The following is a 13,321-nucleotide window of genomic DNA, read 5'->3' on the forward strand; positions in this document are numbered from 1 at the left end:
CTGCTTATCCTGTTACCAGCTTTCCCCGCCCTTTCGCATGGGCTTGTTATTGTGGCCCAGCTGCGGAGCTGTGATGGTGTAGTCTTTGTACGTGCTGCGCGCTTGCGGCTTGTCAGCTCCGATAACCTTGCAGTGATCTGCGATCTGCTCCGGCGTCCAGTGGCTGCTTTCGACGTGCTTATAGTCCGTCATCCCCAGATCACCACCGCGGCCAGCGCGATCAGCGCTGCAAGAGAAATGGATGCCATGTGCATCAGGCGCTGCCGGTTGATCTTGGAGTCGTTCTCTGCTGCAAAAATGAGTGCTACGAAAGCTATGAGTGCGAAAAATATCTTAATCCACATTTGCCTTAGCTCCTTCCCAATTCCACAAGCTCAGCAGCCCTTTTGCCGGGATCGGCTGCGGCAGCTGCTTAATGCCTCCCAACTGCCAGGCATAACGGCCTTCGTCGTACCAGCCAAAGGCTAATTCATTTCCTTCGACATATCCGATACCTGACACGACGGCCTTCCCTTTCTTCATCAGAGTCACCTTATGGCAATCAATAAGAGTAGTTGTTGCCACTACAGCCCCGGTAGGAAGGTTGTTGACAGTGTAACCGTGCCGGGCCAGCACCTCCTTAATCTTCGGGATCTCGCAGGCTTCCGCGTCTACCTGTTTTCCAGCATGGATCGCTAGCTCACCGCGATGCTTCGTCTGCCAGCTCCGGGTTTCTAAATGTTTCTCTCCGAGCGCTATCAGCGTTGCCCAGGGCTGCTTTATAGTTATAGCCTTCATGCCTCTGCCGCCTCTCCCCCGAGCATTTCCGGGCTGTCATCTATATTGCCGATCACTTCAATTTTCCCGCATCTTGCATAATTGGCAGGCCAGCTTTGATGTTTGGCCTCGATCTCAAATGCACCTTCGATGTAATGGACCTTGCCAACCCAGCCAACTGCGTGACGGACGATGTCCCTTTCGTAAATCTTGCGAGCTTTGCAGTCTTTCAGTCCGGTATATTGGCCGACTGAATTTGCGTCCACATCTGCACAATCCAGCTCGTAACATGGAACACCTTCAAGTTGCCCTATTGGTTCCCACCAAGTTATGCTTGGATTCTCGCCCGTCATAAGGGAACCATATACCCACTCGCCGTTATCAATCCGTTTGCCACGGAATAAAATCTCCCTGTTCATTTTGCTTATCAGCTCCTTTATAGGGGAAATGATAGTTAAATCCCAAACTAAATAAATATTTGAAACTTACTCTGGAGATTGTCGTATAGCAGAATACAAAATACATATTTTAGGAGTGTTGCAAATGTCGCTAGAGATAGTTAGTGCTTGTATTGCAGGTGCAAGTGTTATTGTTTCCGCTTTGTTTAGTGGTCTCTTGTATAAAGCCACATTAGAGAGTACAAAGGCTGCTATTAAAAGTGCTGATTCTTCTAAAAACAGCGCAGATACAGCATTAGAATCGCTTCGAATTTCAGCTAGAATTGAAGATCAAAAGACACAATTCAATAGAGCCTTACGTGAGCAATACATACATGAACTAAGGGAATACGCATTTGAAATAACCGGCGAATTAGGTGCTATTTTGAATCAAAAATATAGTACAAGCACATATTTCAACCGAGAAATCAGGATGCCAATTCCAACACATCATATGGCCGAATGCTTCTCAAATGAAGATAGGGAGATTATAAATAGCGCTTGGCGTAATTTGAATATCTATCTTTTTGATTACTGGGAGAGATACACTTATTCGGATACCAAGCACCGTAAGATGAAAGAAAATATGCGAGATTCAGATACTCAAATCTCTGATTTACGCGATGTTATTATTAAATTCTCAGCAGTTATGGCTTTACATTAACACTTCCAAAATTAAAGCAATTCAGTCATCGAATGATTCTCAATAAATTAGAAACTACAACCCACCTTCTCCTCCACCGGCTGCGCCCCGAGAAGCTTCCTTGCTGCTGCCCAAAATGTCGCCGCCGGGGTCTTCTCATCTGCTCGGATACCCAGCCGCTGCATTGCGGCGAATTTCGGCTCCAACTCCAGCAGAAACATTGGCTTGTTATTGACCCGCAGGATGCTGTACCCGATCACTTCTTCTGCATGCTTTGCCTTGGCCCAGACATCCGGCCTCCGGCAGTACACCACATACCAGTGCTGCTGCCCCGCCCGCAGACATCCGGCACAGTTCGCGTGTTTCCAGACCTCATATGTCTCCGGGGGCTCTATGCCGACATCCCGGGTGCTGTTGATCAGGCCCGGCCACTCCACCAGGGGGAAACAGGTCTGATACCCCTTCGCCCCCAGGATGCTCCGCCGCCGCTCCACACGGGCGGTCTCCCCAGCTTCAAACCCGTAATAGATCGTCACATCGTCCCGGCTGCCGCCCGGCTCCACTGGATAAGTCTCGGCCAGCCATTTGTGAAACGGTGCCGTCTTGATCCGGTTGGTGCAGAGGGGATGAATCCCGACTTTGAACGCCTTGGCCTCCATGCAAACGTCAAACTGGTCTTTCTGGTCCCATCCCTGCATGTTGGCGTAGGTGATGGGTATGCCCAGGTAGTCAGCAACCTCGGCTTTGAATCGTTTGATATCCCAGTGCTCTACCCATGGGTTTATATCATGGTTGATCAGGATTACATTCTCCGGTCCGTACCTGGCAGCCACCTCGACTGCCACAATGCCCGATGTCTCCCCGCCGCTGTAGCAGACGATGTGCTTCAAGCTTGTTCCCTCCCTGGGACTGTGCCGATGATCCGGCCTTGTTCGTCCCTGAAGCGAATGACTGTTTTCATCGCGGGTACACCTTCTTTTCCTTGTAATTGATCTTGCCCTTCGGCTTCTGCCGGGTTTTCCTGCGGATCTCTTCAATGGCAGCTCGTTTGTGGCTAGGTGAGGCGCCATCGTCGTTGTATGCAATTTCATAGAGCTGGCCGAGCGTAGCTTTTTTCCAGTTCATGCTGCCGCCTCCTTAAAATAAGAGCCCCTGACCCGGAATTTGGGTGTGACTGGTCGCCGCCGCAGGCTTCCTGGGGCGCTTATTCGCTTTAGATTCTTTTTTTAGCTTTTTGATTAAGGCCGGATCAATGATCGCCATGATTACTTCCTGCTGATATTGGGGGTAATCCTCCAGCTCTTGCCCCTGCTTGACCTTGTAGATGGCCTCTGCTATCCGGGCCAATACATAGGCATCGGCGATGTTCTCTGTCCTTGGGATATCCCCCCAGTGGGATTCCACCGCGGCCATCACCAGCCGCTTAACAGCCTTGCCTTCCAGCCTGACCTTGCTCCCGGCCACGCCCTCCCACTCGGAGACGTTCACGAATTTTTTCAGCTGGTTTGGGGTGGCTACAATAAAGCTGCTGCCCCTTCGATCAACCGCCAGGCGGGCCGCCCAGTTAAAACCGCTGGAAACCTTGTTGGTATCGTGCTTTGCCTCCATCGCGAAACCCTCAATGCAAATGTCATCATCAGGCTTCAAATGCCGATACACTTCATCAAGCACCATATTGATCCTGGCCGGAGCTGTATCCCCTTTGCCGACGAATTCTGTCCAGCCAGCCAACCTACCATTGCTGCCGATGGCTACAAACCCTGTATGCGTTGCTGGGTCAATTCCGATGAACCGAGTCAAGGTGCCACCTCCGATGCCTCTTTTGAAAAGGGCATGTGTATTCTCCTCGCCTCTGCAACAGCAGCTGCAGCCTTTTCTTTAGTGTCGTAGATACCTAAGTAAGCATATTTACCGTTAATCCGTAGATTAGCCTGCCATTTATTTCGTCTTTTATGGAAACTCACTCCTCTATAGCCAGATCTATTATTTCTTTGGATCGTTCTGTTTTGAAGGTTCTGCGCTCGTGTACATGGCCGAAGATTCTCATCCGTGTTGTTGAGAGGGTTGTTGTCAAAATGATCTACTTCTACTTTTGGATTAGTGAGACCTAATATCCATCTGTGCAAAGAGATTGTTTTAGAGGTTCCTCCATTTCTCGGAGGGTGACCAGTTGCATAGAATGACTTGCGCAAAGGACACCATACTGCAAACCATTTGTTCGGGAACGACATGGCAGACTGGAGTTTGCTTGTGCTAATAATGGTTTCCATCTCCCGCCCTCTCCCTTTAATGAAGATCGCAGTATTTTCTCCTCTGATCTCATAATGGTTATTCATGAAACCTTACTCCTTTCAATCATCCAGCCATCCGGAGAGGCGAGAGGCCGCTGGTTTAACAGGTTCTACCGGAGCAGTTTCTTTCGCCGGCTTAGGTTCGTTGTTCACCTGTACTTCCGGCACATTCTGCTGCTGAGCCTGTGAGAAATCACGGTACGGCCATCCAAGCTCTTCATAAACCCGCTTGAGTCCCGGGAAGACTGCCACCATTTCACTGCGCCGATACTCCCGAATTGATTCCGCTGTCCGATCGTATATTAAATTTTTCCGTTCCCGTTCTTCCGCAGTCATGCTGCTCAGTGGGTCATCCAACTCAGCAGCCATTTTCAGAAGAGCTTCACGTGCCCGATCATACTGGGCGTCATCCTGTATCAATTTCATGGCTGTCACCTTCTACGTTTTTGCTCTTGCTCTTTCTCCTTGGCCTTTTTCATCAATTCATAGAGCGCGTCTTTATCCAAATCCGTGAACCGGCCATTCTTACGGTTGAACAGCATCTGGATTGTTCGGGTGCCGATCTTTCGGCCCTTGGCTACTATCAGCTCAATAACACCTTTCAGGACGGTATCCGGATAGTAGTAATCATCCCGGTATAAGAAAATAATGATATCTGCGTCGAATTCGATATTTCCTGATTCCCTTAAATCTGACATCATCGGCCGCTTATCCTGCCGATCCTCGCATTTCCGGCCGACCGAAGAGATTGCTACAACTGGGATATCAAATACACGGGCCATTTGCTTCAGTTGCTTCGATACGTAATTCACGCGGTCTACATTTTGCGGAAAGTTTCTTTCGCTCTCGATCAGCTGCAGATAGTCAATGTAAACTATCAATCTCGGGAATTTCTTCTTGAGTATCTTGACCTGCCGGCGGATGTACTCAATGCTCATACCCGGCGTGTCATCAATGTAGAGCGGAAGGTTATCCAGCATATCAAGCGCCTTGTCGTAATTGACCCAATCCGTCTCTGACAGCCGCCCGGTTCTCATCTTGGCGCTGTCTATCCCGCCTATAGCGCATATGTGTCGCTCTGTGACGTCAGCGCCAGGCATTTCTGCCGAGAATATTACTGTGGTTGTCCCCGTCCCCGCCGATTGGATGGTGTCACTGACGATGAATGCAGTCTTACCGATGGATGGCCGAGCTGCAATAATGATCAGGTCCCCCTTCTGATGACCGCCGCTCATCTGATCCAGCTCCGTGCTGGCTGTCTTCGCCCCTGTGAGCCCCATTCTACTCGCGCGGTCTCGAAGTACTTTATGATGGTCAACCAGTGTATCAGCCATCAGAACTGGTCCTGAACGATCTGGCCCGACTCGCATGTCAGCCAGCTTCTGCAGATCCTCCAGGGTATCGGCCAAATTAATGTCATCACGGGTCAATGCCGTATGGAGAGCCTTTCGTGCCTGCCGATCAATATGAGCTTTGCGTACAATAGTCTGGTACTGCTCAAAATTGGAGGCCATCGGGAAGGACTTCTGCAGCTGCACCAGGTAACTGATTCCGCCGATCTTGGCGAGCTTGCTGCCCCAATGCTCTGCCAACAGCACAAGGTCGAATGGATTAGGCTTATTAGCAAAGTAATCGTAGGCCCACCGCAGGGAGTCCATTATCAATCCGTGGTTTTCTTCAGGAGAGAAATCCTCACCCTGCAGATAGCACGTGTCCATGAGATCCGGCTTAGCTAAAAGCGCCCCGAGGACCGCCTGCTCCGCCTCAATGCTCATCTACATTCAGCCTCCGTTTCTCGTCCAGCTTCTGACGCTTTTGGAGAATGTGGTCCGGCATGGTTACCGACGTCTGGCTGTATGCGTCAAGCAGCAACTGGTCTTCCTCTTCCTCAAGGCGTAGTACCTCATAAAAGGAAGGCTCTGAGGTCTGATCATCTGCAAGCAGCTCCGCTATAGTTGGTGCAAACTTACTGGACCGGATATGGCGAGCAAGCCGCCCTTGAGCCTCTTTATATTCCAAGTCTTGCAGCATAAAGTGCCAAAGTTTTATCCCAGGCTCTGTGATTTCAAAGAAGGGATAAGCGGTTTTGATCATCCCCAAGAAGTTCGCCATTTCCGTTTGCTTCACGTGCCGCTCCCTCCTCGTAGAACTGGTTCAGGATGTTCATTTCCTGCTGCTTCTTTTGAGCTTTGGAAATTGGATTGCGTTCCAAGTCCTTCTTAATCCAAACGCGCAGCGTCTTGTTGTGATCCTTCTTGTGCTGGCTCGGCTTTTTATTCGTCTGCCATTCGTCCAGAGCTTCGATGGTGTCATCCACCCGCTTTTTTCCGAAGTCAGCGCAGAGCTTTTCGTATTGCTCAGGAGTAAGGAAGACTGTATCTGCATATGCCTGTTTTCCTGGGGGGATTTTCATATCTATCTCTTCTTTCTTTATATTTTTCTTTCTTTCTTTCTTGGGGGGTGAACTGTCCCCCACTAGAAGGGGAGGATTAGCCCCCAGACTGGGGGAGGATTGACCCCCAGAGGATTTAGCTTTTTTAGGGGGAGGCTTCTCCCCCTCAAGCCACTGCGAAAAGTATTTATTGAAGCTAATCATGCGTGAACGATTGCCATGGGCGACCTTGGTGATCTTCAGCACCTTTCGCTCCAGCAGGCGGTTGAGTTCCCGCTTAACCCCCTTTGGATCGCTCTGGATGGCTTCGGCCAGAAACGTGACGGACAGCTCATGCGACTTGCGATTAAACCCGTATGTGTAACGCCAGACGATGAGTAAGATGCTGTGCTGAGTCCCGTTAAATTTCCGCCGCGCCACCTCTTCCAAGATTTCATTCGCAATTCGCGTGTAAGGTTCGTCAAGCTTCTGTCCTGCCATTTACCTCACCTGCTTCAAAAGGGTAATGCTTCTCGTTGTTGGATAAAATCACACATATCGTCCGTCAGCTGGTTCACAAAGTTACTTGCACCAAACGGATAATTAATTTCTATCTTTTTTTCGATAATTGCTTGAACCTCTGTCCGGAGAGCAGCAGCTTTGTCATGCTTTAAATTTCCGATCTCCTGCTGCAGTGCTTCCAGTTCTTTGTTCAATTCATCAGTGGCCCAGTTCTTGGCTTCTATCGCTTCCTTCAGCTCGCGATTTTCTTTCTCCAGAGAAACAATCCGACTGGCGAGCCGCCATCTTTCTTCTTCCAAAAACTCAACTCTCTGTTGGAGCCTTCCGGTCTTTCGTGCATATTCCGTTACCTTCTGCCCGGCTACAGTCAGATCATTGATAAGTTTTTCCTTGACCTGCAGCAGATCAGCCTGCGCAGGCAGCTCGCCAGTTACGATATAAGCACTGTAGGGCAGGATCTCGCCCGCATATGGCCCGTCGATGATCTGAGCATCTTTGCAGAGATTAAACGCCGCTACTACAAAATTTTGTTCCTTATCGTTGAGGTGACGCGCCGGATACAAGCCGGCTGGTACGCTCTCAAACTGCTTCAAAACCTTTATTTCGATAGGCATTAAACTGCACCTCGTCTTTCATATCTATTTTGAGTGGGGAACAGCTCGGCATAGGCCGGCGTCCAGGCGGGCGGACCGTATTTGCTCAGGTATCCCAGCCGGTTTACGAACGGCAGGACTGACTCCTCTTCATGCAGAGCTTTCAGCAGGTTCCAGCAGCCTTCCACATCGTTCAGAGCTCTGTGCGCACCCTCCAGGACAATTCCGTACTTGCCGCACATGTCTGTCAGCTTATGCGGGTATGTGGTCCGTTCCCGGGATATCGTCATGGTGTCGATAAAGGGATTCTCGAAAGTTTTCCCGGCCAGCCGTTGCATAGCCCAGTGGAGAAACTGCAGGTCAAACGCGGCATTGTGAGCGACCAGCAGGCTGCTGCCCATGATATTGCGCAGGATCCGGATGGCGAGATTTTCGTCCATCGCATCGACCAGCATTTCGTCAGTGATTCCGGTGATCTCAGTGATTTTCGGGTCAAGTTTGCGTCCTGGGTTAACCAGAGTGTGGAAACCTGTAACCAGTTGACCGCCAACTACCCGAATCGCGGCCATTTCAATAATCCGTTCTTTTTCCGGATTCAAGCCCGTTGTTTCAAAGTCAAACACCGTAATATCGTTTAGTATCAAACGATCACCTCCAAGTGATAATGTTTTCCTGCTCTGAACCCGCGCCGGGCAAGCGCCGCCTTAACGGTAGCCTCAGCCAGTGCCGGTAGGTTATTGCTGCTGGATAAGTGCGTCAGGTATATCTGTTCGCCGCGGCCGCTGATCAGCTCGGCAAGCGCTGCGGCCGTCTGCTCATTACTCAAGTGACCCAGATCGGACAGCACTCGAGCCTTGACGCTATCCGGATAACTGGACTCGGCCACCATATCCCGGTCATGGTTCGCTTCAATGATGTAGATGCTGCCCTCCATCATCGCCAGCATGTCATCATCCACCTTGCCGGTATCAAATACCACGCAAGCGCGGGGGCCATCATCCGGCTCTACGGCATAGCCTACAGGCTCGTAGGCATCATGGTGAGTCTGAAAGGGGTGAACGGTCACTCCGCCTAGATAAGTCGGCTCATAGATTCCATATCTGGTCTCAAGCGACCGCTGCAGCCGGTCATTCACGCCGGATATGCCTTTCCACTCGCCGACCGTGGCGTAAACAGGGATGCTGTACTTGTTGGCGAGCGATAAACCTCCTATATGATCTCCATGAGAATGGGTAATGCATATCGCCTTGATTGTTGTAGGGTTAATACCTTTTTCGAGCATTAGTTTTTCAAGCATTTTTTTCGGCTTTCCAGCATCAATCAAGATTCCAAAATCGCTAAATCCAAAGTAAATTGAGTTACCACGAGATCCGGAACATAAGATTTCTACCCTCACGAATCAACCACCCTTTCATGGCTAAATGGCATATGCATCTTCCTTAAAGCAATTGCCGCTCTTTCAGCAGTCTCTAATTCTTCAAAGACACCTCCATACAGCTTCTTAGGGCCTGCCTTGACCTGGACCATCCACTTTCTCGCTACCTTATGCCAAGTAACGCCACGAACTCCGCTCGATCCGTTATTTCTTTGAGGACCCCTTCTGTTCTGGGCATTCTGCGCTTTGGTAACCTTCCTTAAATTGCAAGATCGGCGATTATTTAAAGGATTGCTGTCCTTGTGATCAACTTCATAACCACAAGGGTCATCCATAAGCCAACGGTGTAGAGATATGCTTCCAATTACACTGCCCTTTTGAATATTTCCTTGGACATAGAACTGACCTGTAGCCTTGTCGTGCTTAACTCTCCATGAATTAGGGAAAGAACAGGCCTTTTCAAGATCGACAGTATCAATAAATGTCTTAAATACAGATCCATCATTGCGCTTTATGAAAATAACTGTGACCTCTCCGCGAATCTCATATGAATTTTTCATATAGCCCGCTCCTTCTTGGTCTTCTCCTGCCACTCCTTGCTGAAGGTACAGCGCCGGGCGCTCCACTCCTTGTGCCGCCGGCCCATAACGTAAGTGACAAACTTATCTGTCGCCCGCTCATAATAGGCGCCGTTCAGCACTTCCTTTACTGGAGCTTCCGGTGCTGCTGGAGCACTAAGGTCTGCTCCGCCGAATAACTCCAACTGCTCGACGCTGTTTCGCTTGACGATCACCGGCACCCCCTGTCAGCCCCTCATAACAGCGAGGGCATACCCGCAGGCGGCGGATATACTCCTCACGGCCGGGGTTTATCTCGCTGCCACAGACTTCGCAGTCCAGGCAGCGGAGATAAATTTCAACCAGTTCGGCGTTAGATAGGGAGCTCATCGTCTGCTGCCTGCATGGCACGCTTCTCAGCAATGTCCAGATCCATGATCTTCAGGAGCCCCGTCAGTTCCTTAAGGGTCGGTTTGTCGCCTTTCGGCTTCGCCTTCTTCTCGATGTAAGCAGCCATTTCCTCATTAGAGGTAATGCCGAGCTGCTGGAACTTCAATTTCATATCAGTGCGGGCCTGTTTAAGTCGGTCTGCTTCGGTAGGGCCGCTGTCTCCAGACGAATCAGTTCCCGTACCTCCGGGGTTAATTACTTCCGGATCTGTGGCGGATGTTGTCGGAGTCACATCAGCCCGCTCGTAGGGATCATAGCCAGGTGTCGGCTCAGCTCCATCGTTGTCATCAAACCGCAATCCAAATGCCGCTTTCATGGCGCGCTTGACCATATGCTTCTTGAACATGTCCTTGAAGTTGTTGGTCCACATGGTTTTTTGCATGCCGATTGCCGATTTCTTGAAGTGATCAACTTCTTCCACATCCATCAAGACAGTGAAAGGCATAAATCCTTCTTTATATGCGATAGCATAACCCCCGATTGGAGCGCCGGTTGGGAATCCGCCGATGTGCTTATCAATCGCGATGTAATACCGCCCGTCCTCTGCCCGTTCCTGGTGATACTGGAAATCATCATTTGCGTGAACGATCTGAACATCGTAACCGCGGTAACCGTCCATTTCCTTTGCTTTGCGGACGTGGTAATCAACAGCGAACTGCCAGGTAAGCTTTCCTTGGTACACGGTCGGATGGATCTCACCGATTAGGGGATTGGCATCAGCAGCCTTAGCAACCCCCATGAACAATTTGAATTGGGCCTCGGTACAGTCTTTAGCGATGGTTTCATGAACGGTCTTAATGTCATCCGAGGTCAGACCGCCGAAGAGATAACTTTCATATGAAGCGAGTTGAGTATTTGCCATGAATTATTTGCCTCCCTTAAATGTTGTAGAACCGCGGACGTGCTTCCCGGCGTGTCTTCGCGAGCAGCTTACGGCCAGCCCGGTTCATGATCCCGCCGTATTCCTTCTGGATTTCCTTTGAGACCATCGAAAGACCGAGAGTACCAGGCTCATACGCCTTTTTGTCGGAAGCTTCATGCTTGAACTGGCGGCGGGATTTGAGGATTGCATAGTCATAAGCAGCGCCGGCTTGTAGCGCAGCAATGAGGGAGTATCGTTTATTGATGGATCCCAATTTGTTTTTCATGGATGATTCCTCCTAGTTAATGATTAATTTCTGGTCTTCAACAGCCTTCAGCAGGATCAGCTGCCCGGCAGGCTGCTTGATTTTAAACACGCTCTCCGAGTCATCGACGGCCAGGGGAGCTATAATCTGGGAAAGCTCACTGAGCACTCCGGCCAGCTCGATGCCGGCATGTGCCCGCTCGGACCGGGACAGCTTACTGTATGGCTTGCCATCACGCTCAATCTCAAAGTTCGGCTGCTGCTCCCCGGTGCTCTTAATCTCCTTGAAGAGATTGATAGTTAGCGTGGAGAACATGCCTTGTACCTTGGCTGCCTGCAGCTCAGCCTCTTTGGCCTCGTATGCCTTAAGAGCGTCCAGGATAAAGATGCTCTCGTTCTTGCTGGAGAGCGTCTCTGTCTCCTCGGCACGGGCTGCTGCAAGATCGGCCTGTAATGGACCTCGGCGGTTAAAGTAGCCAATGGCATCCGCTGTTGCATCCCGCTCTATTTCTAAGGCATTCCGCTGCTCGATCAGCTCCGTGATGTCCGGCAGCTCCACTGCATCCAGCTGCGCCTCGATTGTTTTGCGCTCTGCTACGGCCTTCTCGTGCTCTTCCCGCAGTGGCCGCTTGCGGTCTTCTTTATTTTGTTTGACAGCTTCAATGGCTGCTGGATCAAGCGCTCGTTTGCAGGTCGGGCAATCCTCGGCAATTTCTTCTCCGTGAATCCTCATATAACGGCCTTTTGCAGCTTCGACATTCTGCTGTGCTGCCCGCAGGCTGCCCTCTAAAACCAGGCGGCGGCGCTTCGGTTCGTCAGCTACCTCGATTTTTTGTTGAATGGCTGTGATCTGCTCAAGTAGCTCCGCGTCCCTTGCCTTGACCGCTTCAATGTCCGCCGGCGGCTCCGGCAGCTTAGCCAATTGCTGCTCCAACGCCTCAACCTTGCCCTCAGCCCGCTTGTGGGCCGCGTCCTTATCGTTCTTATTCTTGGTATGGATGTCTTTGAGCTGCTGCCGATTATGCTTTTTGGTCAGCTCAGTAAGCTTCTGAGCCTGCAGGTTGGGAGCAATATCCTTCTGCTTCTGCCTTGCCGTCAGGCGGCTCATCTCGGCGTATACTTCCTTTGGCGCCGGCGGCGTTGTATACCTCATCATGAGGTCGCGCTGCTTCTGCCAGTGCAAGGTGAAGAAATACCATGGGTTGAACAGCGATAGGAACAGGTCCCGGTCAAACAGACCTTTTACAATATCGTCGAAGTCTCCGGCCTTGCTCGGCACCTCATTGATGTAATAAGTGGCCTTGCCCTTCTCGATGCCGCGGCCCAGGAGAATCGGTGTACTGTCAACCTCCAGGAGCACCTCACCCTTCACAAAATCGTATTTATAATTGGTTGGTGTCGGATCAAGCTTGCTGCCAAGGGCATCTGTGCCGTACAATGTCCACGTAGGGATTTCAATAATGCTTGACTTGCCCTGCCCATTGTCACCGGTGATCTCTGTCCGTTCCTCGCCAAAGGTGATCAGTAGATCCCGGTGAATCTTGAAATTGTGTGCTGTGGCTGATTTTATTTTGATGTGCTGCATGTCGTCCTCCTATAGGGCAGCCAATTCTTCCTCAAGCTGCTGGATTTCTTGGTTAATTGCCTCTACAACAAATGTTTTAATATTGGCGACCAGCTTTGCTGAATCTCTTCCGCTGTTACTCGGTTGCTGTGAGATCCAAGCCAATGAGCCAGAACCTTTTTCAAAATCTACTGCTGTGGCTTCAACGATCCGCTCCGCAGCTTTACTCAATTCATCAATCTTTTTCACGATAGCAGTCGCTTTCTTCGTGCGGTCAGTCATGTATTCCAGTGTCTTTCTGTCCATTCAAACCCTCGCTTTCTGCTCGTTTCAGGGCTTAAAACCCCGTTTTTGGCAAAAAAATAATAGGCTTACTCAATTTCACGGTCCTCAGCCGCATCACCCCTTGCCCTGTTCACCTCCCTCCAGTGCGATTATTTGAGGCACATGTGACCAGCCGCCTGCCAAGTACTGCTCAACAAAATGCTGGAAGGTGATTCCGAATGAGTGGCCGATCCGCCAGCTGACAAAGTAATCGCCGAGGTCATGAAGCAATTCGTCCGTCATCAGGCACCTGCTCCCAGTCCTGCGTCAGCTGCTCCCGATATCGCCGATATTTCCGCAAGCACGCTGCTG

The 13,321-nt window shown here is 50.5% G+C and carries 23 protein-coding genes; 1 reads left to right on the forward strand and 22 read right to left on the reverse strand.

The annotated features are described in order from the left end of the window. Window positions 1-12: 12 nt before the first annotated feature. From M2108_RS24615 to M2108_RS24630, 4 genes are read right to left on the reverse strand one after another with little or no spacing between them, the layout of a single operon-like run. Window positions 13-192, reverse strand: a complete 180-nt coding sequence (locus tag M2108_RS24615; RefSeq protein ID WP_277472038.1) for a hypothetical protein — start codon at window positions 190-192, stop codon at window positions 13-15. Further along, complete coding sequence (locus M2108_RS24620) at window positions 189-344, reverse strand: hypothetical protein (RefSeq protein WP_277472039.1); 156 nt, start codon at window positions 342-344, stop codon at window positions 189-191. Before M2108_RS24620 ends, M2108_RS24615 begins: the two co-directional genes overlap by 4 nt. Continuing rightward, complete coding sequence (locus tag M2108_RS24625) at window positions 334-777, reverse strand: ASCH domain-containing protein (RefSeq protein ID WP_277472040.1); 444 nt, start codon at window positions 775-777, stop codon at window positions 334-336. The genes M2108_RS24620 and M2108_RS24625 overlap by 11 nt, the downstream gene beginning before the upstream one ends. Continuing rightward, a complete protein-coding gene (locus M2108_RS24630) occupies window positions 774-1,175 on the reverse strand; it encodes a YopX family protein (protein WP_277472041.1) in 402 nt (133 codons plus the stop codon). Before M2108_RS24630 ends, M2108_RS24625 begins: the two co-directional genes overlap by 4 nt. A gap of 124 nt (window positions 1,176-1,299) precedes the next feature. On the opposite strand from M2108_RS24630, the gene M2108_RS24635 reads away from it, so the two are divergent. After that, a complete protein-coding gene (locus M2108_RS24635) occupies window positions 1,300-1,857 on the forward strand; it encodes a hypothetical protein (protein ID WP_277472042.1) in 558 nt (185 codons plus the stop codon). Window positions 1,858-1,904: 47 nt separating this feature from the next. On the opposite strand, the gene M2108_RS24640 is transcribed toward M2108_RS24635, so the two are convergent. From M2108_RS24640 to M2108_RS24725, 18 genes are all read right to left on the reverse strand, one after another. Then, the gene (locus tag M2108_RS24640) at window positions 1,905-2,726 is read right to left on the reverse strand and encodes a hypothetical protein (RefSeq protein WP_277472043.1); all 822 of its coding nucleotides are present in this window, start codon (window positions 2,724-2,726) and stop codon (window positions 1,905-1,907) included. Window positions 2,727-2,793: 67 nt separating this feature from the next. Further along, a complete protein-coding gene (locus M2108_RS24645; RefSeq protein WP_277472044.1) occupies window positions 2,794-2,961 on the reverse strand; it encodes a hypothetical protein in 168 nt (55 codons plus the stop codon). A 12-nt stretch (window positions 2,962-2,973) separates the two neighbouring features. Then, on the reverse strand, window positions 2,974-3,636 hold the full coding sequence (locus tag M2108_RS24650) for a hypothetical protein (RefSeq protein ID WP_277472045.1): 663 nt from the start codon (window positions 3,634-3,636) through the stop codon (window positions 2,974-2,976). Beyond that, window positions 3,633-4,172, reverse strand: coding sequence for an AP2 domain-containing protein (locus M2108_RS24655; protein WP_277472046.1), 540 nt, complete (start codon window positions 4,170-4,172; stop codon window positions 3,633-3,635). Before M2108_RS24655 ends, M2108_RS24650 begins: the two co-directional genes overlap by 4 nt. 15 nt (window positions 4,173-4,187) lie before the next feature. Further along, window positions 4,188-4,553: a hypothetical protein gene (locus M2108_RS24660; RefSeq protein WP_277472047.1), complete on the reverse strand. Its 366-nt coding sequence runs from the start codon at window positions 4,551-4,553 to the stop codon at window positions 4,188-4,190. A 5-nt stretch (window positions 4,554-4,558) separates the two neighbouring features. Continuing rightward, on the reverse strand, window positions 4,559-5,902 hold the full coding sequence (locus M2108_RS24665) for a replicative DNA helicase (RefSeq protein ID WP_277472048.1): 1,344 nt from the start codon (window positions 5,900-5,902) through the stop codon (window positions 4,559-4,561). After that, window positions 5,892-6,254 (reverse strand): replicative helicase loader/inhibitor, encoded by a 363-nt coding sequence (locus M2108_RS24670; protein WP_277472049.1) that lies wholly within the window; start codon window positions 6,252-6,254, stop codon window positions 5,892-5,894. Before M2108_RS24670 ends, M2108_RS24665 begins: the two co-directional genes overlap by 11 nt. Beyond that, a complete protein-coding gene (locus M2108_RS24675; protein WP_277472051.1) occupies window positions 6,193-6,999 on the reverse strand; it encodes a replication protein in 807 nt (268 codons plus the stop codon). The genes M2108_RS24670 and M2108_RS24675 overlap by 62 nt, the downstream gene beginning before the upstream one ends. A gap of 14 nt (window positions 7,000-7,013) precedes the next feature. Further along, window positions 7,014-7,634 carry a coiled-coil domain-containing protein gene (locus M2108_RS24680; protein ID WP_277472053.1) on the reverse strand — a complete coding sequence of 207 codons (621 nt, stop codon included), beginning with the start codon at window positions 7,632-7,634 and terminating at the stop codon, window positions 7,014-7,016. Next, window positions 7,634-8,257 (reverse strand): 3'-5' exonuclease, encoded by a 624-nt coding sequence (locus M2108_RS24685; protein WP_277472054.1) that lies wholly within the window; start codon window positions 8,255-8,257, stop codon window positions 7,634-7,636. The genes M2108_RS24680 and M2108_RS24685 overlap by 1 nt, the downstream gene beginning before the upstream one ends. Continuing rightward, on the reverse strand, window positions 8,254-9,009 hold the full coding sequence (locus M2108_RS24690; protein ID WP_277472055.1) for an MBL fold metallo-hydrolase: 756 nt from the start codon (window positions 9,007-9,009) through the stop codon (window positions 8,254-8,256). Before M2108_RS24690 ends, M2108_RS24685 begins: the two co-directional genes overlap by 4 nt. Beyond that, on the reverse strand, window positions 9,006-9,548 hold the full coding sequence (locus M2108_RS24695) for an HNH endonuclease (protein WP_277472056.1): 543 nt from the start codon (window positions 9,546-9,548) through the stop codon (window positions 9,006-9,008). The genes M2108_RS24690 and M2108_RS24695 overlap by 4 nt, the downstream gene beginning before the upstream one ends. Beyond that, a complete protein-coding gene (locus M2108_RS24700) occupies window positions 9,545-9,781 on the reverse strand; it encodes a hypothetical protein (RefSeq protein WP_277472057.1) in 237 nt (78 codons plus the stop codon). The genes M2108_RS24695 and M2108_RS24700 overlap by 4 nt, the downstream gene beginning before the upstream one ends. A gap of 137 nt (window positions 9,782-9,918) precedes the next feature. Then, window positions 9,919-10,857 carry a recombinase RecT gene (locus M2108_RS24705; protein WP_277472059.1) on the reverse strand — a complete coding sequence of 313 codons (939 nt, stop codon included), beginning with the start codon at window positions 10,855-10,857 and terminating at the stop codon, window positions 9,919-9,921. Window positions 10,858-10,873: 16 nt separating this feature from the next. Beyond that, on the reverse strand, window positions 10,874-11,143 hold the full coding sequence (locus M2108_RS24710) for a hypothetical protein (RefSeq protein ID WP_277472060.1): 270 nt from the start codon (window positions 11,141-11,143) through the stop codon (window positions 10,874-10,876). 12 nt (window positions 11,144-11,155) lie between these two features. Beyond that, the gene (locus M2108_RS24715) at window positions 11,156-12,706 is read right to left on the reverse strand and encodes an AAA family ATPase (protein ID WP_277472061.1); all 1,551 of its coding nucleotides are present in this window, start codon (window positions 12,704-12,706) and stop codon (window positions 11,156-11,158) included. A gap of 9 nt (window positions 12,707-12,715) precedes the next feature. Next, a complete protein-coding gene (locus M2108_RS24720) occupies window positions 12,716-12,991 on the reverse strand; it encodes a hypothetical protein (RefSeq protein WP_277472062.1) in 276 nt (91 codons plus the stop codon). A gap of 93 nt (window positions 12,992-13,084) precedes the next feature. Further along, window positions 13,085-13,252 carry a hypothetical protein gene (locus tag M2108_RS24725; protein ID WP_277472063.1) on the reverse strand — a complete coding sequence of 56 codons (168 nt, stop codon included), beginning with the start codon at window positions 13,250-13,252 and terminating at the stop codon, window positions 13,085-13,087. Window positions 13,253-13,321: the final 69 nt, after the last annotated feature.

Origin of the sequence: Paenibacillus sp. PastM-3 (assembly GCF_029893965.1) — a bacterium.
Taxonomy (GTDB): Bacteria; Bacillota; Bacilli; order Paenibacillales; family Paenibacillaceae; genus Paenibacillus_AQ.

What these genes read in the sequence shown, in the direction of transcription:
- M2108_RS24615 (WP_277472038.1), bottom strand. Translation starts at nt 192, where the DNA reads ATGACGGACTATAAGCACGTCGAAAGCAGCCACTGGACGCCGGAGCAG.
- M2108_RS24620 (WP_277472039.1), bottom strand. Translation starts at nt 344, where the DNA reads ATGTGGATTAAGATATTTTTCGCACTCATAGCTTTCGTAGCACTCATT.
- M2108_RS24625 (WP_277472040.1), bottom strand. Translation starts at nt 777, where the DNA reads ATGAAGGCTATAACTATAAAGCAGCCCTGGGCAACGCTGATAGCGCTC.
- M2108_RS24630 (WP_277472041.1), bottom strand. Translation starts at nt 1,175, where the DNA reads ATGAACAGGGAGATTTTATTCCGTGGCAAACGGATTGATAACGGCGAG.
- M2108_RS24635 (WP_277472042.1), top strand. Translation starts at nt 1,300, where the DNA reads ATGTCGCTAGAGATAGTTAGTGCTTGTATTGCAGGTGCAAGTGTTATT.
- M2108_RS24645 (WP_277472044.1), bottom strand. Translation starts at nt 2,961, where the DNA reads ATGAACTGGAAAAAAGCTACGCTCGGCCAGCTCTATGAAATTGCATAC.
- M2108_RS24655 (WP_277472046.1), bottom strand. Translation starts at nt 4,172, where the DNA reads ATGAATAACCATTATGAGATCAGAGGAGAAAATACTGCGATCTTCATT.
- M2108_RS24660 (WP_277472047.1), bottom strand. Translation starts at nt 4,553, where the DNA reads ATGAAATTGATACAGGATGACGCCCAGTATGATCGGGCACGTGAAGCT.
- M2108_RS24665 (WP_277472048.1), bottom strand. Translation starts at nt 5,902, where the DNA reads ATGAGCATTGAGGCGGAGCAGGCGGTCCTCGGGGCGCTTTTAGCTAAG.
- M2108_RS24675 (WP_277472051.1), bottom strand. Translation starts at nt 6,999, where the DNA reads ATGGCAGGACAGAAGCTTGACGAACCTTACACGCGAATTGCGAATGAA.
- M2108_RS24680 (WP_277472053.1), bottom strand. Translation starts at nt 7,634, where the DNA reads ATGCCTATCGAAATAAAGGTTTTGAAGCAGTTTGAGAGCGTACCAGCC.
- M2108_RS24695 (WP_277472056.1), bottom strand. Translation starts at nt 9,548, where the DNA reads ATGAAAAATTCATATGAGATTCGCGGAGAGGTCACAGTTATTTTCATA.
- M2108_RS24705 (WP_277472059.1), bottom strand. Translation starts at nt 10,857, where the DNA reads ATGGCAAATACTCAACTCGCTTCATATGAAAGTTATCTCTTCGGCGGT.
- M2108_RS24710 (WP_277472060.1), bottom strand. Translation starts at nt 11,143, where the DNA reads ATGAAAAACAAATTGGGATCCATCAATAAACGATACTCCCTCATTGCT.
- M2108_RS24715 (WP_277472061.1), bottom strand. Translation starts at nt 12,706, where the DNA reads ATGCAGCACATCAAAATAAAATCAGCCACAGCACACAATTTCAAGATT.
- M2108_RS24720 (WP_277472062.1), bottom strand. Translation starts at nt 12,991, where the DNA reads ATGGACAGAAAGACACTGGAATACATGACTGACCGCACGAAGAAAGCG.
- M2108_RS24725 (WP_277472063.1), bottom strand. Translation starts at nt 13,252, where the DNA reads ATGACGGACGAATTGCTTCATGACCTCGGCGATTACTTTGTCAGCTGG.